Genomic DNA, 24326 nt, shown 5'->3' with positions numbered 1-24326 from the left:
CTAGTAGTCAATAGACATAAGTGCCACAAAATAAAGTTTCACAATTCAGTCATATTTTACCATTCTAAATCAGATGTCTCATCCTTTTTAGAACGTGTCATAAGCTCATAAACCGCATCTTTTGCTGCCATGCCATCAAATAAAACTGCATTTACAACATCTACTATAGGCATCTCAATACCATATTTTTCAGCAAGCTTTTTAGCTGCTTTTGCAGAATATACACCTTCTACAACCATAGCAACCTTTTCCATTGCCTCATCCTTGCTCATGCCTTGCCCAATATAAAATCCAGCCATTCTATTTCTTGAATGCATAGATGAGCAAGTAACAATCAAGTCGCCTACGCCAGTAAGACCAGCAAGTGTCTCAGACTGACCGCCCATAGCAACCGCCAAAGCAGAAATTTCTTTGATTCCTCTAGTAATTAAAGCAGCCTTGGCATTGTCACCAAATCCAAGCCCATCAGACATACCTGCAGCAAGTGCAATAACATTTTTAAGAGCTGCTCCTACTTCAATTCCTTTAACATCTGGGGAAGAATAAACTCTGAAATATTTATTCATGAAAAGATTCTGCACGAAAAGTGAAGTCTGTCTGTCTGTAGATCCAGCTACAACAAGTGTAGGCTTGAAAACAACAACCTCTTCCGCATGACTAGGACCAGATAAAACGCATATGCGCTTATCATCTCCTAATACATCTTCTAGAATTTCAGTCTGAGTAAATAAGGTTTCTTCTTCAATACCTTTTGTAACAGTAATAAAAATCTGATTTTCATTAACAAAAGGTTTGATTTTCTCTGCTGTTTCTCTAGTGGCCTTTGATGGAACAGCCAACATAACAACATCTGCTGATTTAGCCGCATCCTCAATATCCGCTGTAAAGAGCATTGACTCTGGAAGCTTAACTCCCTTTATTTTGTCACTAGTATGGGTATCATTCATCTGGTCTACTTGAGACTGTCGATGTGACCATACCTTTACATCATGACCATTCTTATTAAGCATAACAGCCAGGGCAATGCCCCAGCTGCCTGCTCCTAAAACACTAATTCTCGCCATTAAATACCTCTAGTCTTTATAAAATTTACGCTGGTCACAGCTACAAGCCTTAGAATTTCTCCGCTCATCTAATACGATTCGCTTGAGAAATCTAAGAGCTTGATGCCTACCAGCTTAGTTTACTAGTATTTACGCTCTAGTTTCTGGGTGAAATGAAAACTTGTTTTCTGTTCCAGAAAGAAGACGCTTAATATTTGCATGATGAAGTGCAATTGATAAAGCTGAAACTAAGCAGCAAATAATCACAACTTCTTTGAGCTGACCACCTGGGTATTTTTCTGATAAAAGTCCAAGGGCTGCTGCCACAATTATCTCTATTGCAAAAGATAACTCACCAATAATTGAGCCAAGTGATACATATCTAGTTAATGCTACAAGGGCAATGAAAATTCCTGCAGGAATAGGAAGTCCCATTGGGAACAAGGCAATAATGAATCCAAGAGTAGATGCTACACCCTTTCCACCTTTGAAATGCATGTAGCAAGGGAAGTCGTGACCTAATACAACGCCCAATCCAGCATATACCATATAAATATTAACGTTTTCTACAAAAATACCAAATATTAACCATACAAAGAAGCAAGCAACAACGCACTTTAAGCAGTCCCAAGCCAGTGTAATTAATCCAGCTGTAACGCCAAGATTTCTCATTGTATTTGTAGAACCAACATTACCGCTACCAACCTTTGTTAAGTCGATGTTCTTTGACTTTCCAATTAGGTAGCCCATTAAAACCATTCCAAAACAATAACCGATTAATATAGCCAGTATTCTCCCCACAATGCTCATTATTCGTTTTCCTTTCTCTCTCTAATTATAAATTTCAAAGATGTTCCTTCAAAACCGAAAGCATCTCTGATTCGATTCTCAAGATATCTTACATAAGAAAAGTGCATCAGGTACTTTTCGTTTACGAATATAACGAATGTTGGTGGCTTAACAGCAACCTGTGTAGTGTAAAAGATTTTGAGCCTCTTACCCTTATCTGTAGGTGGCTGCTGAAGAGCAACAGCCTCAGAAACAATTTCGTTAAGTACACCTGTTGCAATACGCATTGAATTGTTTTCAATTACTGCATCAATTGTCTCGTAAATTTTGCCGAGACGCTGTCCGCTTTTAACTGAAATGAAAAGAATTGATGCATAAGGCATAAACGAAAGAATCTGACGTATCTTTGTCTCATGCTCTTTCATAGTCTTGTCATTCTTTTCAATGGCATCCCATTTGTTTACACAAATAATTATACCCTTTCCACGTTCATGAGCAATACCTGCGATTTTAGCATCCTGCTCAGTTACACCTTCTGTTGCATCAATCATGATAATGACAACATCAGCCTTTTCAACAGAAGCAACTGCTCTAACAATTGAATAACGCTCTAAATCTTCTTTGATTTTGCTCTTTCTACGAAGGCCTGCTGTATCAATGAAAATATAGTCCTTGTGATTATAACGAACTCTAGTATCTACAGCATCACGTGTAGTTCCTGCAATATCAGAAACAATAACTCGCTCCTCACCGCAAAGCTTATTAATCAATGATGATTTACCAACGTTTGGTTTACCAATAACTGCAATCCTTGGTGTGTCGTCTTCTTCCTCGTTTTCTGATGGCTCTGGGAAATATTCAGTAACCTTATCAAGCATATCACCAAAACCTAATCTAGATGATGCAGAAACAGGGATTGGGTCACCAATACCTAAATTATAGAATTCGTATACATCAGCCATATCACGCTCAAAGCTGTCAACCTTGTTTACAACAAGAACAACCGGCTTATGGCTTCTACGAAGCATATCAGCAACCTTTGAATCACTATCCTGTAAGCCCTGTTTAACGTCTACAAGAAAAATGATTACATCAGCTGTATCGATAGCAATTTGAGCCTGCTCACGCATCTGAGATAAAATAATATCCTTTGTATCAGGCTCAATACCGCCTGTATCAATCATTGTAAAATCGTAATTTAGCCAACTAACGTCAGCATATATTCTATCTCTTGTAACACCTGGAGTGTCTTTTACAATAGAAATTCGCTCTCCTGCAAGAGCATTAAATAATGTGGACTTACCAACATTAGGACGTCCAACTATAGCCACAACTGGTCTTGCCATAAATTACCTCTTTCCAAAATCGTGAAGACGATTTATTTATCAATTATATATAGTTCAATAAAAATCTAGTTCACAATGTATTAGTGTTCTCAAGCGAGACGTTTCAGTCGAGCGGAGAATATCTAATTATTGTGGACGTAAGATTTTTAACACAACCTAGCGTCCAATTATTGCATAAACTAAATCGCGACCGTCTGATTGTACAATACGGGTGCGAACTTGTAAAGTTTCCTCAAGCTCCTGAAGGGTTATATCATCAAGGAAAACCTCTTCCTGAGCTCTTAACATGGTACAGCTAAGTAATAAGCTATCACCTAGGTTCTTATCTTTTAATTGAGCAATCAAATCCTGACCAGTAATCAAGCCTGATACAGTAATTTGTTCACCAAAAAAGTTGTTAGTAATAGGAATAACTTCTACTGTTACCCTGTTAAATTTTTCTGTAATAAGCTGCCCTAATTCTGCCATAAATGGAGCTGCCAGTTTGCCGGTTGCAATTGTAACCTTGCGCTTTTTCATAAATAGAGGCTTTTTAATATCCTCCAAGGCATCTAGTACTTCTTCTTTTAGAAGACGAAGCATTCCAACGCCATTTTCCAATTGTATAAAACCATCATATCTAGAAGCTTCTGGCAGCGGTCTTCCTGCCAAAATATACCATTCATCACTGGCCTGAACAAAGTGATTGCCTATTTTTTCCATGGAAATATCTTGCCAATGCTCTATCTGGTCAATTACCCTGCCTGCCTCTTCAGCTGTATAAGTTCGAAGCGGAAACAGGCCATCTCTAAATTTGGTAACTCCAACAGGTACTACAGACATCGAGCTCATCACTGGAGCAAATTCTAACAAATCACCGATTGTTCTATCTAACTCTGGACCATCATTAAGTCCTGGGCAAGAAACAACCTGAGCATTCATTGGAATCTCCGCCTCGTAAAGCTTTCGGATTTTGTCTAAAATATCACCAGCAAATCTATTATGTAAAAGCTTCATTCTAAGCTCAGGATTTGTAGCATGAACAGAAATATTAATTGGTCCAAGCTTATATGCAATGATACGATCCAAATCTGCCATCTTCATATTTGTCAATGTTACATAATTGCCTTGTAAAAATGAAAGACGTGTATCATCATCCTTGAAATAAAGGGTTTCTCTCATGCCTGGTGGCATTTGATCAATAAAGCAAAAGGCACATTTATTGGAGCAGGATTTGTAATCATCCATTAAACCATTACAAAAAATAACACCTAAATCTTCTCCTTCTTCTTTTTCTACAAATTTTGAAGAATTTGAGCCATCTTCATGCAGTAACTCCACTGTAATATCCGCATCGTCGGAATAATAATGATAGTCAAATATATCCGCAAGCTCTACATTATTAATTTTTGTAATAATATCTCCAGGTTTTAGCCCTGCCCTTTCAGCCGGGCTGCCTTCCATTACTTCTTTAATTTTATGACTAGAATTTAACATACGGGTATATACTCAAACGCATTTTTATAATGCGTAAGATGTCCTTCCTCTATTGCTATAACATCAAACCTAACACTTGTATTGCCACCATATTTATGGCTATACATATAATAATCTGCCACTCGAGAAATTTTACGCATTTTGGGAAATGTAACCGCCGAAGCAGCATTTCCTTTTGAAGCAGACTTTCTATATTTTACTTCTACAAAGACTAAATAGCTACCATCTTTTGCAATAATATCTACTTCGCCCATTTTACAATAAAAATTCATTTGTATAATCTGCATGCCGTTTTTCTCAAGAAAATCAGCTGCTAGCTTTTCAAAATCATTTCCTTGCTTTCTATTATTCAATAATTACCTCTATCCTAATTTAGCTTTAAGCTTTTCCATATCATTAACAAACACTAAAATCTCTGCAACTACCTCATACAGCTCTGGCGGAATTGCATCACCTATATTCAGCTTGCTTAAGGTTTCTGCCAATTCATTATCCTGATAAAATGGCACATCAGCCTTCTTAGCCTCTTCGATAATCTGCTCAGCCACATAGCCTTTGCCGGATGCAAGAATTTTAGGCGCAGCATCCCCTGCCTCATAAGAAAGGGCTACCGCTGTTTTATTTTTATCAAACTGTTTTTCCTCTGCCATAATTATGCCCTCATATCAAAGCTATACCTGTGCATAATTCCTTCTGTAGAAGAATTATTATTCTCTATTGGAGAAGCTCCTAAGAAATCCTCGACAAAGCTTGCCTTTGGCTCTTTACAGGTCACTTCCGACTTTACAGTAAAGCCTTTACTTTCAAGTCTTTGGGTTAATATATCCAGATTTTGTTCAATTAAATTCATAGCCATTTCATCGGCTAAATTCCATTTACAGCCTACATTTGCTTCCTTTAATGAGACAAATACATCTGTAGGTCCTAGATGCTCCATGTCAAAATGCAAAAATGCAGTTATTTCTTCTCCTGCCTCGTAGCTACTCTTTTTGTTCTGACGAACATATAACATACTGTCAGTATTCTGATTGTACATTTTAAGCGGTATCTGCACAAAGTTATACATCTCGTTGGCAGAATTCATAAAATTAACGTTTTGCTTAATTTCATTGGTCTGAGCTTTTATGGTTTCAGCGGCCTTATTACCAAAGGCTGCCACAAGCTTTTCCAATGCATCTGTTTGTTTTAAAACACGCTCATAAAGCTTGCCAATTTCTCCAGGCTTTGTTACATCCTTAGGCTCCATGGTAAAGCTATCTGAAATAAGATTCTTTAAAAGACCTTTGTATAAAGGTGAACGAATTATATCATTCAATGTAGCTTTTGGAATATCTGGATGCTCATTTAAAAAGTCGCTAATTTCTCTAAATACTTCTTTTATAGGCGCCTCGGCCTTAAGCGTACCATCCTCACTAAATATTTGCATATTATCCTTTGGAAAGTCAGGAAGATTGTTTAACAATGTATTAAAGGAGTTGATTTGCTCTTCCCCTGCAAAATTATTTAGAAGTTGAACTCCTACCTCATTTGAAGCCAGTTGATTCTGAGCCTGAATGCTCTGCCCAGCATTTTGTTCATTAGGAACAATAGTCTCAGCTTGTTTTAAAGCCTCAGGGCCATTATTTACAGTCCCTTGAGGATTAGTAATACTTTCTAGAATACCATCGGCATTTACCAACTGATTAAATGTAACACCTTTATCTAAAACAGTACCATTTGTAATACTTGCATCATTAAGCACATTAGTAGGATTTTCATTGGAGCTAGCCACATTTTCTGGTTGTCCAGTGTTGGTTTGTTGAACTAATGTCTCATTTTGACCTGTTATTTCACCGGCTGCTTGTGGTTCATTTGGCAAGAAAATCTCTCTAATCTGATTATTAATATTTAATGCTTCTTCAACTGTAACATCAGAAGAAGTCATTAATTCTGGTAGCATATCTGATATAACTTTAAAATTATCAATTAATACCGCTTTGTCATTGGCATAGTTTTCAAACATGGAAACATTCTCTGGTGTTATTTCCATTCCATACTTTGCCATAGTTACTAATGTCTGCACATCTACTCCAGGGTTATTTATCATAGCCCTATTCATAGCCGTCAAGCTCTCTGGATTTACAGACATAGAATTTTGCATCATGGAATTGACCATATTGATTGTACGGTCATTGGCGGCAATATTGGCCAAATCTAATGCTTTTAACAAAGTTGGATTCGCCTCTAGTGAACCTAAAGAGACAGGTTTGAGCTGAATCAAGCTACCATCGTTACTCTTAACCTGAAAGAAAACTGATTGACCTGGAGTTAAATTAACCCCTGCATCTAGACGGGCTGTCATTGTTTGGCCATTAGCCAGCCCTATGACAACCTTTCCATTATCAATAGAATTAACTGAGCCCTCGAATACCTCTCCCTCCTTTAAGCTGTCCTTAGGCGCGGCTGTAAGAGACTGACTTTGGCTCATTTTAGTCAAGTCAGCATTATTAACAAAATTGGAGTTGTATGGATTGAACCCAGTATTAATATTCATGACTCACCACTACACATTAAACAAAGTTTCCGATAAAAGTTCTTCTATGGATTGGACATGGTCCATATTCTTTAAGCGCTTCAATGTGTTCTGCTGATCCATATCCTTTATTTGATGCAAAATGATATTCCGGATAAATGCTATCGTATTCTACCATCATTCTATCCCTTGTAACCTTAGCAATAATGCTGGCTGCACCAATAGAAATAGATTTAGCATCCCCCTTTATAATAGGCACCTGAGGTATATCTATGCCAGGAATTGTAACTGCATCGTTAAGCATAACCTGAGGCTGTACCTTTGAATCATTAATAGCCTGTCTCATAGCCTCATATGTAGCTTGAAGAATATTAATCTCATCGATTCTGGCTTCGGAAACCACACCTATTGATACTGAAAGTGCCTTTTCCATTATTTCTTCGTAAAGCTCCTCACGCTTTGAAGCAGATAGCTTTTTAGAATCGTTTATATATAATATATCGCAATCTTTTGGTAAAACTACACAGGCTGTAACAACTGGTCCGGCAAGAGGACCTCTTCCAACCTCATCAATTCCACCAACGTAATCACATTTTTCCCAGTACTTGTATTCGAATTCCTTTAGCTTCTCAATACGCTCCTTCTCAATTCTGAGTTTTTCCATACGCTTTTGAGCCTGACCGATTAGCTTAGAAACTCCTGGGCGTCCATCACTAATGTACTCCTGAATAAAATCTGGCAATACATCAATTGTGGCCTCTTTGTATTCTTTTTGGATATCAGAAATCTTTTTTTCGCTCATAACTTATTCTATATTGTCCACTAAACCAAATGAATTAAATGGATAAACCCTTAACCAAGCTTTTCCAACAATATCATCATGCTTTATACAACCTATCATTCTAGAATCAGTACTGTTATTTCTATTATCGCCTAGAACAAAGTATTCGTCATTCTTAAGGATTATTTCAGTGCTTGCATTTCCAGCATTTAATATGGTTTCTGTACCATAATTTTCCTCTAAGATTTCGCCATTAATATAAATATTTCCTGAACCATCAATATAAACTGTTTCACCTGGCAAGCCAATGATTCGTTTAATGTAATATGTGTCTTCCTCCTCTTTGTAAGGGAACACTATAACATCAAATCTTTCTGGGTCATGAATCCTATAGCTTATTTTGTCTACGATAAGATTATCTCCATTGGACAAGGTGTCTTCCATTGATTTTCCGCTAACAACAGTACGTTGTCCTACAAAGTGGGTAATCAAAAATACTACAGCGAAGCAAATTAAAACATTAATAATAACGCTAATTACTTCCTTTGCTATAGATTTTTTTGTGATTTCTTCTACATCATCTAAATCTTTTGATTTTTTAGATTCAAAATCACTTAAATCTTCTATTTCCTTTGCATTTGCTCGAGCTTTTTCAATATCTCTTTTGATTTGTATTTCTTCTTCGTTAAAGTCGATAACCTTCATGTTATTGTGGCCTTTCAAGTGATATATTTCCTAAGCTGCCATTTCTAAACTCATCAATTAAAACTGCAGCCGCTTTATCAAAATCTAGTTCTGAACCTTTTTTAACAAAATTACGTTTCTCTGCTATCTGAGTAATAATCTCATGATTTACAAGGCTCTCATCTACCTCATAACGTTTATTTAAAACGCCTTTATATTCATTCTTTAGAAAATCTGCCAATTCTAAAGAAAGCTCTCTAGTTTCAATGATTGCATCATTAATAGAACCAATGAAGGCCAAATGTAAGCCAACGGTATTATCCTCGAATTTTGGCCACAAAATACCTGGTGTATCTAAAAGTTCAACAGATTTATTAAGCTTGATCCATTGCTTTCCTTTTGTGACGCCTGGCTTATTTCCTGTTTTGGCAACAGAACGACCTGCAAATGAATTAATAAAAGTAGATTTACCTACATTTGGTATTCCTACAACCATGGCTCTAACTGGTCTATTTTTAATTCCTCTTTTTCTGTCTCTCTCAAATTTTGCAGCACAAACCTCGTCAAGGGTAGCCTGTACACCCTTCATATTTTTGCGGTCTCGCGAATCAAGCTCTACAACGTAAAAGCCTTGACCTTTAAAATATTCAACCCACTGCTTATTAATATTTTTATCGGCTAAATCAGACTTGTTAAGAAGAACTAGTCTAAGTTTACCTGATGCGAGACCATTTATATCAGGATTTCGGCTAGAAACAGGACATCTAGCATCAATCACTTCTATAACCAAATCAATAAGTTTAATATCTTCCTGCATCTGACGCTTTGCTTTGGTCATATGCCCTGGATACCATTGAAATTCCATATAACACCTCTAAAATGGATATTTAATCCATACTTTTCCTAATATATCTTCGCTGGATACAAATCCAATACTTTCGTATCTAGAATCTTCTGAAGAATTGCGATTATCTCCAAGTACAAAATATTGATCATCAAGTAATGTAATTGGTGTAGCAGCAATACCTGGATTTTCAATTCTTTCTACTTCTAGATTCTCTTTATACAGCTCGTCATTAATGTAGATACGACCATTACTAATATAAATTGTATCACCTGGGACGCCTATAACTCTTTTAACACTATAGCTAGCATTAACATTTGATTTTGGTTTAAATGCAATTACTTCACCTCTCTCAGGTGAATCAAATTTGTAAGCTATTGTATTTACTAATAATTTGTCGGAAGTTTGGTAGGTTGGTTCCATAGATGCGTTAGAACATTCCACCTGTTTGCCAAAAGCTAAAACCACTCCGTAAGCAAGTCCTATGACAGCAACAAGCTCCAATGCATAGATAAGAACAAATCTTAGTTTATCGAAATTAATTTTTTTGCGGCGTCGTCTAAAATTTAGACCGTCTTTTCTCCTAGAAAATTTTTTAGCTAATAATCTATTTAATGATAAAAACATACAATTTTCCCTTTTAATCTTTAGTATAAATATACCGCACTTTGGATTTAATTTCCATAAAAATAAAGGAACAGTCACAAATGTGACTGTTCCCCTTTCGAGACTAGATTCTTTCCTTAACCTTTGCCTTCTTACCTGTGAGCTCTCTGAGGTAGTAAAGCTTAGCTCTACGAACTTTACCTTTTCTAACTACTTCGATCTTCTCAACGTTAGGGCTGTGAAGTGGCCAAGTTTTCTCAACGCCAACACCATTTGATGACTTACGAACTGTGAATGTCTCACGGTTGCTGCCGCCCTGTCTCTTAATAACTGTACCCTCAAATACCTGAGTACGTGTACGGTTACCCTCAACGATACGGCCGTAAACCTTAACAGTGTCACCTACCTGAAACTCTGGGATCTCAGACTTGAGCTCAGCAGCTTCGATGTTTCTAATAATCTCGTTTGCGTTCATTTTAAATCCTCCTAAATTCTCGCGACGTTCTTGAAATGCCCTATTGCAAATCAGCGGACCATCTCTTCTTTAGCAACTTTAACATATTAACATGATTACTGGCATAATTCAACCAATTTCTCACATTAATCCTTATTGTCATTTAAAGAAGCCTGGTATTTTTCATACAAATCAGGTCTTCTTTCTTTTGTACGAATTATTGACTGTTCTTTGCGCCATGCATCAACCTTTGCATGGTCTCCAGATAGTAATATAGCTGGTACCTTTCTATCATTCCATGTTTCAGGACGTGAATACTGTGGATATTCCAACAAATTATTCTCCAATGATTCGTCCTCACCTGATTCTGAATTAGTAAGAACTCCTGGTACCATTCTAGAAATAGCATCTATCATAACAAGCGATGGCAATTCGCCGCCAGTAAGCACATAATCTCCAATAGAATAGTACTCATCAACTATCTCCTCTAGAACACGTTCATCAATGCCTTCGTAATGACCACACAATAAACAAATATCCTCTTTAAGTGCAAGCTCCTTAGCGGACTGCTGTTTAAAAAGCTGTCCCTGAGGAGTCAAATAAATACAATGCACCTTATGACCTGCCTTTTCACAAACAGCCTTGTATGCATCATAAATAGGCTGAGCTTGCATAACCATACCAGCCCCACCACCATAAGGATAATCATCTACCTTTTTGTGTTTGTCCAAAGTGTAATCTCTAATATTTATTGCTTCAAATGATATTGCTCCAGCATTTTTGGCTCTACCTAAAATACTTGTGTTTAAAGCATCTTCTATCATTTCCGGAAAGAGGGTTAATATATAATATTTCATAGTTAATCCATAAGCCCCTTTAATAAATGAATATCTACTCTTCTAGAATCCACATCCACATTAAGAATACAATCCTTAATAGCAGGAACTAAAACATGCTCACCCGAAACCCTCTCAATGTCATAAACATCATTGGCTCCAGTTTCTAGCACATCTGAAATTTCGCCAAATTTATTATCTGGATCATCATCTGTATATACTTCGCAACCCATCAAATCAGCAATAAAGTACTCATCTTTTTTTAGTTCAACGCGATTTTCTTTGGTTACGTATAAGCCTTGTCCCTTGTATTTTTCAATGTCATTAATATTATCAATACCTTTAAACTTGAGGATTACAAGGTTTTTCTGCGGTCTAACATTTTCTACCTCAAGCTCCTTATAGCCATCCTTGCCACAATCTAAAAGTAAATGCTTCATATTTTTGAAGCGTGAAATATCATCAGTGAGAGGAAAAACCTTAACCTCTCCCTTGATTCCATGGGTCTGTGTAATTGAACCTACTTGAAATAATTCTTCCAAATTTTTCTCCTAAACAAAAATATAGGCCTGATTAATCATCAGGCCTAAAATACTAGTTAACATCTATAATATCAACTATAACTTTCTTGTCAATCTTTGAGGCTGCAGCCTTAACAACCGCACGTATAGCCTTTGCGATTCTACCCTGTTTTCCAATAACCTTTCCCATATCTGAAGGTGCGACGCGAAGCTCAACAACAATTGATTTTGCGTCTTCTTTCTCGGAAACAACAACCTCTTCAGGATTGTCTACAAGTGACTTAGCAATTACTTCAACTAATTCTTTCATCACTATATTCCTCTACCTTTCAATTATGAATGATTACTGAACACCAGCCTGCTTGAAAAGTCTAGCAACTGTCTCAGTTGGCTTTGCACCGTTTGCAATCCACTTCTTAGCTGCCTCAGCGTCAACTGTAACCTCAGCTGGCTCCTGATTTGGATCGTATGTACCGATTTCATCGATGTTTCTACCATCACGTGGTGCTCTAGCGTCTGCTACTACGATTCTGTAGATAGGTCTCTTCTTCTGACCCATTCTCTTTAATCTAATCTTTACTGCCATTTTAATTTCCTCCTATAAATAAACAATAAATGACCTGCACTAATGTGCTTTTAGGCTAAAATGGGAAACGCATTCCTCCGCGTCTACCTTTGCCCATCATATTTGGCATTTGCTTCATCATTTTCTTTGATTGTTCAAATTGTTTGATGAAACGATTTACCTCTGCTATATCTAAACCAGCTCCAGCAGCAATTCTGTGCTTTCGACTAGGATTTAGTAATTTTGGATTCTCGCGCTCAGCAGGTGTCATTGAAAGAATGATTGCTTCGATATGCGCAAGCTTCTTGTCATCAACAGCCCCTTCGATTTGAGCCATCTGAGAAGCATTAATTCCAGGCATCATGCCAAGAATCGATGTAAGTCCACCAAGCTTTTTCATTTGAGCCATAGATGTTAAATAATCATTAAAATCAAATGAAGCTTTTTTGACCTTTTTAGAAAGCGCTAAAGCAGCATCCTTATCGATTTCCTGCTCTGCCTTTTCAATGAGAGATAAAACATCTCCCATACCAAGGATTCGGCTAGCCATACGATCTGGATGGAACTGTTCCAAATCAGAAAGCTTCTCACCCATACCTGCGTATAAAATAGGCTTACCTGTAACAGCTTTTATAGAAAGAGCTGCACCACCTCGAGTATCACCATCAAGCTTTGTAATAATAACACCGTCAATACCAATCTTTTCATCGAAGGTCTGTGATACGTTGACCGCATCCTGACCAGTCATGGCATCAACAACTAAAATTGTATTAAGGATATCAATATTGTTCTTGATTGACTCAAGCTCATTCATCATATCCTCATCTATATGAAGACGACCAGCTGTATCAAAAATAACTACATCAAAGCCGTTCTTCTTAGCATAATCCATAGCTTCTTTGGCTATTTTAAGAGGCTTTTCCTGTCCTAATGAGAAAACCTCAACCTCTTGTTTTTTACCATTGACCTGCAATTGCTCTATAGCGGCTGGTCTATAAATATCGCAAGCAACAAGAAGCGGTTTCTTACCACGTTGTTTTACCTTGCCAGCAAGCTTTGCTGTCGTGGTTGTTTTACCTGCACCCTGAAGACCAACCATCATGATTGTAGTAATGGCTCCGCCAGTACCGTAGGTAATATCAGTAACATCAGAGCCCATTAAGTTAACAAGCTCTTCGTTAACAATTTTAATAACCATCTGCCCTGGGTTAAGACCATTCATAACGTCAGAACCAATGGCGCGTTCTGTAACTGTATTAGTAAATTGCTTTACTACTTTGAAATTAACGTCAGCTTCGAGAAGAGCCATTTTAACTTCCTTGAGAGCTGCTTTTACATCAGCCTCTGTAAGTCGGCCCTTGCTCCTAAGGTTTTTAAAAACCCCCTGAAGCTTTTCTGAAAGTGAATCAAAAGCCATATATTATAATTCCTCTAATATCGAACCGGATAAACGAGAAATCTCTGACATAGTAGCATCATCAGGGCTCCCCTGTGTCAATTCATTAATACGAATGACATCTGCTCTAATATTCATAAACTTCTCAACCAAGTGAAGTCTCGCTTCATAATCCTCTAGCTGATGATCACATCTTTTTAGCAAATCATGAACACCCTGTCTAGAGATTGATAAAGTATCGGCAATTTCTGATAAAGATAAATCCTCAACGATACTCATCTCATATACACTACGCTGATGCTCAGTAAGAAGCTCTCCGTAGAAATCATATAAATATCCTGATTTAATCTTATCTTCCATGACTCTCCTTTATCACCGGAGACTAATATACTATATAAATAAAAGAGTGTCAAGTGAAAATACTTGACACTCAAAATTTTATAATGAAGTTCTTACAATCTTTGGTTTGTAACCGCCCTCATCTAACGCTTTGATAATCTGCCCCTTATGGTCAGTGCCAAATGCCTCTAGAGTAATACGAAGTTCAACAGCTGCAGAACGATTTGTAGTTACAAACTGATTATGCTCAAGTTTGATTACATTACCCTGATTATCAGCAATAAGCTGAGATACCTTGGCAAGCATACCAGGCTTATCAGGAAGAAGTACAGAAACAGTAAAGATTCTATCTCTGAAAATCAATCCTTGCTGTACAACTGATGACATTGTAATAACATCCATATTACCACCAGAAAGTACTGATACTACCCGTTTATCCTTGAAACCAAGATGATTTAATGCTGCAACAGTAAGAAGTCCAGAGTTCTCAACAATCATCTTGTGATTCTCTACCATATCTAGGAATGCAACAATAAGCTCATCATCATCTACTGTAATAATCTCATCTATATTTTGCTGTAAGTATGGGAAAATCTGAGTTCCAGGAGTCTTAACAGCTGTACCATCTGCGATAGTATTTACTGAAGAAAGTGTGGAAACCTCTCCCTTAGCAAAGGATTCTTTTAAAGAAGCTGCGCCGCTTGGCTCAACACCAATAACCTTAATCTTTGGATTAAGAAGCTTTGCAAGTGTAGAAACACCTGTAGCAAGTCCGCCACCACCGATAGGAACTAAAATATATTCAACAAGTGGAAGCTCTTTGAAGATTTCCATTGCTATAGTACCCTGACCTGTAGCAACTGCTAAATCATCAAATGGATGAATAAATGTATATCCATGCTCATCTGCTAACTGATATGCATACTCGCATGCCTCATCATATACATCTCCATGTAAAACCACTTCTGCTCCATAGCTTTTTGTACGGTTAACTTTAATGAGAGGTGTTGTAGTAGGCATAACAATTGTTGCCTTAACCCCATATTTTGATGCTGCGTAAGCAACACCCTGGGCATGATTACCAGCTGAAGCTGTAATAAGTCCCTTTTTTCTCTCATCCTCAGTGAGTGTGCTGATTTTGTAATAAGCCCCTCTAAGCTTGTATGCACCTGTAAGCTGCATATTTTCAGGCTTAAGGTAAACCATATTGCCAGATTTCTCACTAAAATAGTCGCTGTAAACAAGCTTTGTTTCGTGTGTCACCTCAGTAACGATTTTTGAGGCTTCCTCAAATTTGTCCAATGTAAGCATTATAATCTCCCAACTAGTTTACTCAGAGTAAAATAAAGCGTTAACGAATTCCTCTGGGTTAAACTTCTCTAAGTCATCAATAGTCTCGCCAACACCTATATATTTTACCGGTAATTTTAACTCAGATTGTATAGCAATTGCAATACCACCTTTGGCTGTTCCATCAAGTTTTGTTAAAACAATACCAGAAATATCTGTTACTTCCGAGAATTCCTTAGCCTGAACAAGAGCATTTTGACCTGTGGTACCATCAAGCACAATCAAAGTCTCTCTATATGCCTCAGGGAATTCTTTAGAAATAGTGTTGTTAATTTTAGATAACTCATTCATGAGGTTTTTCTTGTTGTGGAGTCTACCTGCCGTATCCACAAGAAGTACATCTACTCCTCTGGCCTTGGCAGCATGTACTGCATCAAACACAACAGCTGCAGGGTCAGAACCCTCTGGACCACCAACAAAATCAACCTTTGCTCTATCAGCCCATTCTTTTAACTGATCAGAAGCTGCAGCTCTAAAGGTATCTGCACCAGCAACCATAACCTTTTTGCCTGCCGCCTGTAATTTACCAGCTAATTTACCAATTGTTGTAGTCTTTCCTACACCATTAACTCCAATAACAAGCACAACGCTAGTTTTCTTTTCGAAGTCATAAGAAGTCTCATCTAATGCCATTTGCTTTTTGATTTCGTTAATCAAAAATGCCTTGCATTCTGATGGCTCTTTAATATGTTCCTTTTTAACTGCATCCTTTAAATCATCAAGGATTGTTTCTGTTGTACGAACACCTATATCTCCCATGATGAGGACTTCTTCAAGCTCTTCATAGAAGTCCTCATCAATATTTGTAAATCCATTGAAAATATAATCCATGGATTTAATAAAATTGTCTCTAGTCTTAGTTAGGCCTTTAATTAGGCGCTGCCAAAAATTAGTTTTCTCTGCCATATTGCCTCCAGGATTAATCATCCAACTGGGATTCGATTAAGTTTACTGAAACAAGAGTTGATACACCCTTTTCCTGCATAGTGATACCAAAAAGTCTATCTGCAGCATTCATGGTACCTCTACGGTGAGTAATTACAATAAACTGTGTGTTTTTAGTAAGCTTGTGTAAATAATTTGCAAATCTATCTACGTTTGCATCATCAAGAGCAGCCTCAATCTCGTCCAATAGACAGAATGGAGAAGGCTTAAGGTTCTGGATTGCAAATAATAATGCTATAGCTGTAAGCGATTTTTCACCACCGGACATCTGCATCATATTGATAAGCTTCTTTCCTGGTGGCTGTGCATTGATAATAATTCCTGTCTCAAGAAGGTCAGAATCATCAACAAGCTCAAGTGTACCATGGCCACCGCCAAAGAGCTCTTTGAAGGCTTTGTCGAATTGAACCTGAATATCCTTAAATCCTGATTCGAACTGTCTACGCATTCCTTCGTCAAGTTCATCAATAATACGTACAAGCGATGCTTCCGCCTCTACCAAATCGTCATGCTGACCCTTTAAGAAATTATATCTCTCAGAAAGCTCCTTGAACTCTTCGATAGCGTTAACATTAACATTACCCATCGCTCTAATAGCATTTTTGATTTTATTAGCATCTTTCTTCATTTGATCCAAATCATTGTACTCTGGATCCTTGAGTTCTTCTGCAGAATGGTAAGTAAGCTCATACTCATTCCACATGTAGTTATTCTGGCTTGTGATGGAATCATTAATTTTCTCTTTCTGAGAATCAAGACGATAAATTTCCTTATCAAGCTCAGAAATTCTATCTGATATTTCCTGTCTCTGTTCAAAGAAGTTTTTGTGAGAATTATTAAGCTCTTCCCTCTTTGCAACTGTTTCTTTAATCTGCGATTCTAACTGGCCGAAGGACTCATCAGAAGCAGAAATTGTAGCTTTAATTTCCTCAATTCTGTTCTTTTTAGACTCTGTCTCTTCTTTTGTAGATGCTGCATTTTCTTTGATTGAAGCAATATCCGCATCATCCTTTTCGATTTCTGAAAGGACACGATCAATATTCTGCTGAACAAAGTCAACCTTCTGTCTAGCATTAGCCTCTTCAATCTGGACTTCTGACATTGTTCTATTTACAGAAGTCTCCATATATGTCTTTTCATCTACTTCATCAGAAAGCTTTTGAATTTCTGCCTTTAATTCAGCTTCTCTGTCATCGCTTTCCTTCTTTTCGAACTCAATTTCTTTCTTGCCAGCAGCAATTTCGTTTAACTGATTCTCAAGCTCTTCACTTTCCTTAGAAAGGCCCTCATATGCAGTTAAGCTTTCTTTCTTTTGCTCATTAGCTCTATCAAGTCCAAGCTTAGCTGTATTTAAAGCAATTGCAGCCTCATTAAGTTTGGCTGTATTATCTTCTCTATCAGAATCTAAAAGTGATGCAGCAGTTTCAATTTCTGATGCTCTAGCTTTCAAACCATCAATCTCAGTTGAAAGCACATCAAGCTTCTGCTCTAGCTCCTCAATTTCACGATTTCTACCTAAAAGATTAGATTTATTTTTAAAGTGACCACCAGCCATAGATCCACCTGGAGCTAAGTATTCACCCTCAAGTGTAACTATATGTATGCTGTAATTATTCTTTTTCGCTAAGGCAATAGCTGAATCAATGGTATCAGCAACAACAACTCGACCTAATAGATATGCAATAACACCATCGAATTTGCTATCGCAAGAAACAAGCTCTGAAGCAAGGCCTAAAACGCCCTTTTCATTAAGAACTTCAGTCTTTTTAAAGTTTCCTCTTCCATCTACTGATGTAAGTGGAAGGAATGTTGCACGTCCAAGCTTATTTACTTTCAAGAAATTAATAAGCTTTTTAGCGCAAGTCTCATCTGCAGTAACAATATTTTGAATATTACCACCAAGAGCAGTCTCGATAGCCATTTCGTATTTCTTTTCTACATGAATAAGATCAGAAACTACGCCTTCAATACCATCAATTTTACCTTTCTGCTCCATAACCTTGCGAGTAGAATTTCCATATCCCTCGTAACGCTCAGCAATATTTTTAACAGATTCTAATCTAGTTTGAATACGAGTAAATTCATCGTTCTTAGCTCTAAGTTCCTTTGATGTCTCGTAGCTCTTAAACTTCCACTCAGCAGCCTTCTCTGAAAGCTCTTTATCCTTTTCTTGAAGCTCCAAAAGAAGATTCTGCGCATTTTTGAATTCTTCTTCTGCCAATGTAACTGCAACATCAAGGTCTTCTTCGCGAGTCTTTCTCTCTAGGAGTCTCTGAGTAAGCTTTGCCTTACGAATGTTTGTCTGCTCAAGCATTGTCTCAAGACGCTGCTCCTTAGACTTGATCGAAGCTCTATTATTAAGGAGCTCCATAATAGCCTTGTTATCAGCATCAATTTTTTCGTTGTTAGCAATGATTGCCGACTGTAACTGGCCGTAGTTTTCTTTTACAGAAGCAAGACGTTCAACTGCTTCCTCTAAAGTTTTATCAAGCTCTGTTTTTTCATTCTGATAATCATTTAATTGCTTGTTTTTCTCAGCCTTATCTTCCTCTATTTCAGCAAGACGGTTAGCGAAATTTTCGTCAGTAAGATTAGCAGAACGAATCTGTTCCTCTAATAAAGCGATTTCATTCTCAAGTTTGCCCTTTAAAAGAGTCGAATCTGATTGATTCTTTTTTAATTCTTCTATCTGTGAATCAAGCTCTGTGATTTCCTGCTCTAAGGTATCGTATTTAACACGAATCTGCTCCTGGGCAGTTTTGCTTTCTTCTAATTGAGTACGAGCAATATCTGCATTTTTCTCAACTTCATCAAGATTGCCCTGAAGTCTGTCCACTTCAAGCATAAACGAATTAACATCTATACGTTTGAGCTCTTCTTTATATTTTAAATATTGCTTTGCATCCTCGGACTGTTTCTCGAGAGGTCCAATTCTTCTTTCCTGCTCAGAAAGAATATCGTTAACTCTTACAAGGTTTTCTCTTTCGCTCTCAAGCTTTTTAACAGATGCAGCTTTTCTCTTTTTAAATTTAACAATACCTACAGCCTCATCAAAAAGCTCTCTTCTGTCTTCTGGTTTACCTGACAAAATCTTTTCGATTTGACCCTGTCCAATGATAGAATAGCCTTCCTTACCGACACCTGTATCATAGAAAAGCTCAGACACATCCTTTAGACGACATGGAGTACCATTTAAAAGATACTCACTTTCACCAGAACGATAAACACGTCTAGCGATTGTAACTTCCTCGTATTCTACAGGAAGAACATGATCTGAGTTATCCATTGTAAGAGCTACATAAGCGTAAGAAAGAGGCTTTCTAGCTTCTGTACCAGCAAAAATAATATCCTGCATTGAAGCACCACGAAGCTGCTTGGCAGATTGCTCGCCAAGAACCCAACGCACCGCATCAGAAACATTACTCTTACCAGAGCCATTTGGTCCAACAATGCCAGTAATCCCATTGTGGAACTCAAACTTCATTTTATGCGCAAAGGATTTAAATCCATAAAGTTCTATACTCTTTAAATACATTTTACTCTCCCAAGTTTATTTTATACTCCCCGCTGGTTACACTCTCAAGCCTTGGATATTGCATTACTCGACTACATGTCTCGCTATGCAACACCAAGAGCTTGATAGTTACCAGCTAGCTTATAAATTAAATTATCTTTATAGACTCCTCTTTATGGAGTTTCATAAGACCTTCGTATGCAGCCTCTTGCTCAGCTGCCTTTTTTGTATGACCTATTCCATAACCCAAAACTTTGTCGCCAACAACAGCCTCAACCTTGAATTCTTTAGCATGGTCCGGTCCGCTCTCAGAAATCAAATTATATGTAAGTGGCTCCTTAAAGTTTGCCTGGATAACCTCCTGCAAACGAGTCTTGCTATCATAAAACAGCTGTTTATGCTCAATATCATTTAAAACAAAACGATGAATATACTCTGAAGCTGGTTCCATACCGCCATCAAGGAAAATAGCTCCAATAGTAGCTTCAAAGGCATCAGAGAGAATAGACTTTCTATTGCGTCCACCAGTCATATCTTCGCCCTTTGAAAGTAGCACATAATCACCAAGATTAATCTCCTTGCAAATATATGCGAGTGTAGGCTCACAAACAATACTAGCTCTAAGTCTAGAAAGCTTGCCTTCGTTTAGATCAGTATAATTTAGATACAAAAACTCACTAGATACAATCTCAAGTACAGCATCACCTAAAAACTCAAGTCTCTCATTATCTGAAAGCTTTTTCATATGATGCTCGTTGGCATAAGAACTATGGGTTAATGCCTGACGTAATAAGCTTTCGTCTCTAAACTCATATCCGATAGTTTTTTGAAATTCTTTTAAATCCTTCAATTTTTCCTCCTGAGTTTAAAGAAGCATCCAGGAACTCTGGATACTTAAAATTTGCGCATTGGCGATTAGTATTCGTCAATGCGCATTACATTCTTATTTCTCTGCAACTGTCTTTTTGATAAGCTCTACAGCATCACCTACTGTAGAAAGCTTCTCAGCTGCATCTGTGTCTACCTCGATGTTAAGCTTTTCCTCAACACCCATGATAATCTGGAATACATCAAGAGAATCAGCACCAAGATCATCAACAAATGTAGTGCTCTCTTTGATTTCTGCGGCATCTACATTGAGTACCTCAGCAATAATCTCCTTCAATAAATCGAATTCCATTTTCTATTCCTCCTTCTTCTTTTCTATAACAATATTTTCTCTAATATGCTCATTAATTCTCTGCTCCTTGAAGGTAGCACACTGGAAGATTGTGTTTTTAACCTCTCCAGCCTTAGCACTACCGTGAGTCTTGACAACAAGGCCATTTAATCCAAGAAGTGGAGCTCCACCGTACTGTGTGGCATCAAAGGCTTTAAGCTTATTTTTAAGCGAAGGCAACGCAAGTGCTGCGCCAATTTTAGATTTAAGATTAGATGTAAGACCTTCTTTAAATACAGAAAGTAATGTGCTTGCCACACCCTCATAGGTCTTAAGAATAGCATTGCCAACAAAGCCATCACAAACAATAACATCAGCAGCACCAGCCGGAATTTCTCTAGCCTCTAAACCGCCAATAAAGTTGATATCTGAACATTCTTTAAGAAGAGGCATAGTCTCTTTTACAAGAGCGTTTCCCTTTTCTTCTTCGGCCCCGTTATTAACAATGGCAACTCTAGGATTTTTGATTCCAAGAGCTTTTTCCATGTAAATGCTACCCATTTTTGCGAACTGAACAAGATGACTAGAACGACAGTCAACGTTAGATCCAGAGTCCACAAGAAGTGCAACGCCTGTCTTAGTAGGAATCAGTGCTCCAAAAGGAGAACGTTCTATACCTCTAATTCGTCCAACAATGCCAAGTCCTCCTACTAATAAGGCACCTGAATTGCCGGCAGAAACAAATGCATCAGCCTCTCCATCCTTTACCAAATGAAGACCAACTACCATAGATGAATCCTTTTTTCTTTTGATAGCCATAACTGGATGCTCTGCTGTCTCTATAACCTCAGTAGCATTTTTTATTGAAATCTGTTCTTTGTTGTATGTGTAGTTACTAAGTTCTGTATTGATAACATCTTCTTTTCCAACAAGAACAACCTTAACTTCTTTATTAGAATTAATCGCATCAACAGCGCCCTTTACCATCTCAGAAGGTGCGTTGTCGCCTCCCATTGCATCAAGTGCAACAACAATATACTCACTCATAGTATCTCCCTTTCTAACATACTCAAAAATTATACTTTATATAAGGGAATAATTCAAATATAAAAACAACCCCTCGCATATCGCGAGGGGCTATCGATTACTCTACTGTAATGATCTCTTTCTTGTTGTATGATCCACAGTTCTTGCAAACTCTATGTGGTACCATAAGCTCGCCGCACTTGCTGCACTTAACGAGTGTTGGGTTGCTCATTTTCCAGTTTGCTCTTCTTTTATCTCTTCTTCCCTTAGAAGATTTGTTCTTTGGACAAATAGACATGCTATTTCACCTCCTTAAAGCTATTAAAGACATCTAAAAATTGTGCCATTCTAGGATCTAAGACTGTGTCGTCGCAGCCACAATCATTTAAATTACGATTCTTGCCGCAAACTGGGCAAATACCCTTGCAGTCATCCTGGCACAATATCTTTGCCGGGAAATTCACTAAGATCTCGTTTAAAATAAGTTCATCTACGTCTATTTCCTCACCATCAACAAATGAATAAGGACCTAAATCATCATCAGCTACTACCTGTCCCTCAGAAACCTCAACAGTCTCATCAACATTAATAGGAACCTCAAATGTGACCTCTGTAAGACATCTATCACATGCTCCGACAATACTAGTATTAGTATTAAAAACAATGTGAAGCTTACCAGTGCCAATCATAGATAAAACTACCTCAAATGGCTCTACGTGATTGATAGAAAAATCACTGCCAAGATAAGAAAAATCATGTATGTCACAAGTTCCAGCAAACTTCTTATTTTGATCAGGTAATGAAGTAATATCTTTTATAGAAATCTTCATAAATATCTCCTATCCACACTTTGTCAATTATACATAGCTCAAATATAGTTGTCAAACATTTTCTTTAAAAATTAACACTATATTTAAAGATTACTTTCCAGAAACGATAGCTGCTGTATCTCTAGCAATCATAACCTCTTCGTTTGTAGGTACAACATATACCTTAACCTTTGAAGAATCAGAAGAAACAAGTCTCTCCTCGCCTGCTACATCATTTCTAGCATCATCAAGCTCAACGCCCATGAATCCAAGGTGATCACAAACAGCCTTTCTAAGACCTGCATTGTTCTCGCCAAGACCAGCTGTGAAGCAGATGATATCTACACCATTCATAGCTGCTGCGTAAGCGCCTACATACTTAGCGATACGATATGCAATCATATCCATAGCAAGCTTTGCTCTCTCATTGCCCTTTGCAGATGCAGCAATAAGATCACGGAAATCTGATGAAATTCCAGAAATACCAAGAGCGCCAGACTCCTTATTAAGAACATTCATAACGCCTGCAAAATCAAGACCTTCCTTTTTAGCCATGAATTCTACAGCTGAAGGATCGATATCACCAGAACGTGTACCCATAACAAGACCTTCAAGTGGAGAAAGTCCCATAGAAGTATCTACTGACTCACCGTTAAGTACAGCACAGCAAGATGCACCGTTACCGATGTGGCAAACGATAATCTTAGAGTTCTTAAGGTCACATCCATCCATCTCAGCTACACGCTTTGAAACATAGCTGTGTGATGTACCATGGAATCCATAACGACGAACGCCGTACTGCTCATAATATTTGTAAGGTACTGCATACATATATGCTTCCTTAGGCATTGTCTGGTGGAATGCAGTATCAAAAACACCAACCTGTGGCTTACCTGGCATAAGATCACGGCAAGCATTGATACCGATGATATTAGCTGGATTATGAAGAGGTGCAAGATCATTACACTCCTCTACTACCTTGATCATCTCATCTGTGATAAGTGCAGAAGCAGCAAACTTCTCACCACCATGTACTACTCTGTGTCCTACAGCATCGATTTCATCAAGTGAAGCGATAGCGCCTGTCTTTGCATTTGTGATTGCATCGATAACTGCAGCAACTGCCTCCTTATGTGTAGGCATTGCAATGTCAGTAGTCTCCTTGTCAAGACCTGCCTTCTGGTAAACGATACGTCCGTCGATACCAATTCTCTCGCAAAGGCCCTTGCAAAGTACCTGCTCACTTTCAGAATCAATTACCTGATACTTAAGTGATGAACTACCACAGTTGATAACTAAAATCTTCATAATAGTTTGAGTTCCTTTCTTTA

Annotated in this window: 27 protein-coding genes; all 27 read right to left on the bottom strand. The window is 37.7% G+C overall.

The features are described 5' to 3' along the window. Positions 1-56 precede the first annotated feature (56 nt). The 27 genes from E7276_RS00215 to E7276_RS00085 all read right to left on the bottom strand — a co-directional run bounded on the left by E7276_RS00215 (position 57) and on the right by E7276_RS00085 (position 24303). The gene (locus tag E7276_RS00215) at positions 57-1064 is read right to left on the bottom strand and encodes an NAD(P)H-dependent glycerol-3-phosphate dehydrogenase (protein ID WP_294212287.1); all 1008 of its coding nucleotides are present in this window, start codon (positions 1062-1064) and stop codon (positions 57-59) included. Positions 1065-1193: 129 nt separating this feature from the next. After that, positions 1194-1853: a glycerol-3-phosphate 1-O-acyltransferase PlsY gene (plsY, locus tag E7276_RS00210; RefSeq protein ID WP_294212285.1), complete on the bottom strand. Its 660-nt coding sequence runs from the start codon at positions 1851-1853 to the stop codon at positions 1194-1196. Then, entirely contained in the window at positions 1853-3178 is a 1326-nt protein-coding gene (gene der, locus E7276_RS00205) for a ribosome biogenesis GTPase Der (protein WP_294212283.1), read from the bottom strand. Before der ends, plsY begins: the two co-directional genes overlap by 1 nt. 156 nt (positions 3179-3334) lie before the next feature. Then, complete coding sequence (locus E7276_RS00200; RefSeq protein WP_294212282.1) at positions 3335-4654, bottom strand: DUF512 domain-containing protein; 1320 nt, start codon at positions 4652-4654, stop codon at positions 3335-3337. After that, positions 4648-5007, bottom strand: a complete 360-nt coding sequence (locus tag E7276_RS00195; protein ID WP_294212281.1) for a YraN family protein — start codon at positions 5005-5007, stop codon at positions 4648-4650. Before E7276_RS00195 ends, E7276_RS00200 begins: the two co-directional genes overlap by 7 nt. A 9-nt stretch (positions 5008-5016) precedes the next feature. Beyond that, a complete protein-coding gene (locus E7276_RS00190) occupies positions 5017-5304 on the bottom strand; it encodes an EscU/YscU/HrcU family type III secretion system export apparatus switch protein (RefSeq protein WP_294212280.1) in 288 nt (95 codons plus the stop codon). Between the two features lie 2 nt (positions 5305-5306). After that, positions 5307-7187 (bottom strand): flagellar hook-length control protein FliK, encoded by a 1881-nt coding sequence (fliK, locus tag E7276_RS00185; protein WP_294212279.1) that lies wholly within the window; start codon positions 7185-7187, stop codon positions 5307-5309. Positions 7188-7203: 16 nt separating this feature from the next. Then, on the bottom strand, positions 7204-7968 hold the full coding sequence (locus tag E7276_RS00180; RefSeq protein ID WP_294212278.1) for a ribonuclease HII: 765 nt from the start codon (positions 7966-7968) through the stop codon (positions 7204-7206). 3 nt (positions 7969-7971) lie between these two features. Further along, positions 7972-8499, bottom strand: coding sequence for a signal peptidase I (gene lepB / locus E7276_RS00175; RefSeq protein WP_294212836.1), 528 nt, complete (start codon positions 8497-8499; stop codon positions 7972-7974). A 154-nt stretch (positions 8500-8653) separates the two neighbouring features. After that, complete coding sequence (gene ylqF / locus E7276_RS00170) at positions 8654-9496, bottom strand: ribosome biogenesis GTPase YlqF (protein WP_294212277.1); 843 nt, start codon at positions 9494-9496, stop codon at positions 8654-8656. Between the two features lie 9 nt (positions 9497-9505). Continuing rightward, complete coding sequence (lepB, locus tag E7276_RS00165) at positions 9506-10102, bottom strand: signal peptidase I (protein ID WP_294212276.1); 597 nt, start codon at positions 10100-10102, stop codon at positions 9506-9508. Positions 10103-10205: 103 nt separating this feature from the next. Continuing rightward, entirely contained in the window at positions 10206-10556 is a 351-nt protein-coding gene (gene rplS, locus E7276_RS00160) for a 50S ribosomal protein L19 (RefSeq protein ID WP_294212275.1), read from the bottom strand. 125 nt (positions 10557-10681) lie between these two features. Further along, positions 10682-11392, bottom strand: coding sequence for a tRNA (guanosine(37)-N1)-methyltransferase TrmD (gene trmD, locus E7276_RS00155; protein ID WP_294212273.1), 711 nt, complete (start codon positions 11390-11392; stop codon positions 10682-10684). A 2-nt stretch (positions 11393-11394) separates the two neighbouring features. Then, positions 11395-11913: a ribosome maturation factor RimM gene (gene rimM, locus E7276_RS00150; protein WP_294212271.1), complete on the bottom strand. Its 519-nt coding sequence runs from the start codon at positions 11911-11913 to the stop codon at positions 11395-11397. 52 nt (positions 11914-11965) lie between these two features. After that, complete coding sequence (locus tag E7276_RS00145; protein WP_294212269.1) at positions 11966-12202, bottom strand: KH domain-containing protein; 237 nt, start codon at positions 12200-12202, stop codon at positions 11966-11968. 33 nt (positions 12203-12235) lie between these two features. Further along, entirely contained in the window at positions 12236-12478 is a 243-nt protein-coding gene (rpsP, locus tag E7276_RS00140; protein ID WP_015549838.1) for a 30S ribosomal protein S16, read from the bottom strand. Between the two features lie 55 nt (positions 12479-12533). Beyond that, positions 12534-13874, bottom strand: a complete 1341-nt coding sequence (gene ffh / locus E7276_RS00135) for a signal recognition particle protein (RefSeq protein ID WP_294212268.1) — start codon at positions 13872-13874, stop codon at positions 12534-12536. Positions 13875-13877: 3 nt separating this feature from the next. Beyond that, complete coding sequence (gene ylxM, locus E7276_RS00130) at positions 13878-14213, bottom strand: YlxM family DNA-binding protein (protein ID WP_294212266.1); 336 nt, start codon at positions 14211-14213, stop codon at positions 13878-13880. A 78-nt stretch (positions 14214-14291) separates the two neighbouring features. Further along, on the bottom strand, positions 14292-15503 hold the full coding sequence (gene ilvA, locus E7276_RS00125; RefSeq protein ID WP_294212264.1) for a threonine ammonia-lyase: 1212 nt from the start codon (positions 15501-15503) through the stop codon (positions 14292-14294). 18 nt (positions 15504-15521) lie between these two features. After that, positions 15522-16448, bottom strand: a complete 927-nt coding sequence (gene ftsY, locus E7276_RS00120; protein ID WP_294212263.1) for a signal recognition particle-docking protein FtsY — start codon at positions 16446-16448, stop codon at positions 15522-15524. A 13-nt stretch (positions 16449-16461) separates the two neighbouring features. Next, positions 16462-20022, bottom strand: a complete 3561-nt coding sequence (gene smc, locus E7276_RS00115; RefSeq protein WP_294212261.1) for a chromosome segregation protein SMC — start codon at positions 20020-20022, stop codon at positions 16462-16464. Positions 20023-20149: 127 nt separating this feature from the next. After that, positions 20150-20851, bottom strand: a complete 702-nt coding sequence (rnc, locus tag E7276_RS00110) for a ribonuclease III (RefSeq protein WP_294212260.1) — start codon at positions 20849-20851, stop codon at positions 20150-20152. Positions 20852-20944: 93 nt separating this feature from the next. Then, complete coding sequence (acpP, locus tag E7276_RS00105) at positions 20945-21181, bottom strand: acyl carrier protein (RefSeq protein WP_294212259.1); 237 nt, start codon at positions 21179-21181, stop codon at positions 20945-20947. Between the two features lie 3 nt (positions 21182-21184). After that, positions 21185-22207 carry a phosphate acyltransferase PlsX gene (gene plsX, locus E7276_RS00100; protein WP_294212258.1) on the bottom strand — a complete coding sequence of 341 codons (1023 nt, stop codon included), beginning with the start codon at positions 22205-22207 and terminating at the stop codon, positions 21185-21187. A gap of 97 nt (positions 22208-22304) precedes the next feature. Beyond that, positions 22305-22484, bottom strand: a complete 180-nt coding sequence (rpmF, locus tag E7276_RS00095; RefSeq protein WP_028246978.1) for a 50S ribosomal protein L32 — start codon at positions 22482-22484, stop codon at positions 22305-22307. Position 22485: 1 nt separating this feature from the next. Further along, positions 22486-23016: a YceD family protein gene (locus tag E7276_RS00090; RefSeq protein ID WP_294212256.1), complete on the bottom strand. Its 531-nt coding sequence runs from the start codon at positions 23014-23016 to the stop codon at positions 22486-22488. 90 nt (positions 23017-23106) lie between these two features. After that, positions 23107-24303, bottom strand: a complete 1197-nt coding sequence (locus E7276_RS00085; RefSeq protein WP_294212254.1) for an acetate/propionate family kinase — start codon at positions 24301-24303, stop codon at positions 23107-23109. Between the last annotated feature and the right edge of the window lie 23 nt (positions 24304-24326).

Source organism: Pseudobutyrivibrio sp. (assembly GCF_015057185.1).
In the GTDB taxonomy this organism is placed as follows: domain Bacteria; phylum Bacillota; class Clostridia; order Lachnospirales; family Lachnospiraceae; genus Pseudobutyrivibrio.
Note: the sequence above shows the minus strand (reverse complement) of the source record. Positions and strands in the feature narration are given on the sequence as shown.

Bases quoted from the DNA above. Each gene is read 5' to 3' on its own strand.
- E7276_RS00190 (WP_294212280.1), bottom strand. From the start codon at position 5,304: ATGGCAGAGGAAAAACAGTTTGATAAAAATAAAACAGCGGTAGCCCTT.
- E7276_RS00085 (WP_294212254.1), bottom strand. From the start codon at position 24,303: ATGAAGATTTTAGTTATCAACTGTGGTAGTTCATCACTTAAGTATCAG.
- E7276_RS00215 (WP_294212287.1), bottom strand. From the start codon at position 1,064: ATGGCGAGAATTAGTGTTTTAGGAGCAGGCAGCTGGGGCATTGCCCTG.
- ffh (WP_294212268.1), bottom strand. From the start codon at position 13,874: ATGGCTTTTGATTCACTTTCAGAAAAGCTTCAGGGGGTTTTTAAAAAC.
- E7276_RS00145 (WP_294212269.1), bottom strand. From the start codon at position 12,202: ATGAAAGAATTAGTTGAAGTAATTGCTAAGTCACTTGTAGACAATCCT.
- rpmF (WP_028246978.1), bottom strand. From the start codon at position 22,484: ATGTCTATTTGTCCAAAGAACAAATCTTCTAAGGGAAGAAGAGATAAA.
- E7276_RS00200 (WP_294212282.1), bottom strand. From the start codon at position 4,654: ATGTTAAATTCTAGTCATAAAATTAAAGAAGTAATGGAAGGCAGCCCG.
- rpsP (WP_015549838.1), bottom strand. From the start codon at position 12,478: ATGGCAGTAAAGATTAGATTAAAGAGAATGGGTCAGAAGAAGAGACCT.
- plsX (WP_294212258.1), bottom strand. From the start codon at position 22,207: ATGAGTGAGTATATTGTTGTTGCACTTGATGCAATGGGAGGCGACAAC.
- acpP (WP_294212259.1), bottom strand. From the start codon at position 21,181: ATGGAATTCGATTTATTGAAGGAGATTATTGCTGAGGTACTCAATGTA.
- plsY (WP_294212285.1), bottom strand. From the start codon at position 1,853: ATGAGCATTGTGGGGAGAATACTGGCTATATTAATCGGTTATTGTTTT.
- E7276_RS00180 (WP_294212278.1), bottom strand. From the start codon at position 7,968: ATGAGCGAAAAAAAGATTTCTGATATCCAAAAAGAATACAAAGAGGCC.
- ilvA (WP_294212264.1), bottom strand. From the start codon at position 15,503: ATGCTTACATTGGACAAATTTGAGGAAGCCTCAAAAATCGTTACTGAG.
- fliK (WP_294212279.1), bottom strand. From the start codon at position 7,187: ATGAATATTAATACTGGGTTCAATCCATACAACTCCAATTTTGTTAAT.
- smc (WP_294212261.1), bottom strand. From the start codon at position 20,022: ATGTATTTAAAGAGTATAGAACTTTATGGATTTAAATCCTTTGCGCAT.
- ftsY (WP_294212263.1), bottom strand. From the start codon at position 16,448: ATGGCAGAGAAAACTAATTTTTGGCAGCGCCTAATTAAAGGCCTAACT.
- trmD (WP_294212273.1), bottom strand. From the start codon at position 11,392: ATGAAATATTATATATTAACCCTCTTTCCGGAAATGATAGAAGATGCT.
- rplS (WP_294212275.1), bottom strand. From the start codon at position 10,556: ATGAACGCAAACGAGATTATTAGAAACATCGAAGCTGCTGAGCTCAAG.
- ylxM (WP_294212266.1), bottom strand. From the start codon at position 14,213: ATGGAAGATAAGATTAAATCAGGATATTTATATGATTTCTACGGAGAG.
- lepB (WP_294212276.1), bottom strand. From the start codon at position 10,102: ATGTTTTTATCATTAAATAGATTATTAGCTAAAAAATTTTCTAGGAGA.
- ylqF (WP_294212277.1), bottom strand. From the start codon at position 9,496: ATGGAATTTCAATGGTATCCAGGGCATATGACCAAAGCAAAGCGTCAG.
- E7276_RS00090 (WP_294212256.1), bottom strand. From the start codon at position 23,016: ATGAAGATTTCTATAAAAGATATTACTTCATTACCTGATCAAAATAAG.
- der (WP_294212283.1), bottom strand. From the start codon at position 3,178: ATGGCAAGACCAGTTGTGGCTATAGTTGGACGTCCTAATGTTGGTAAG.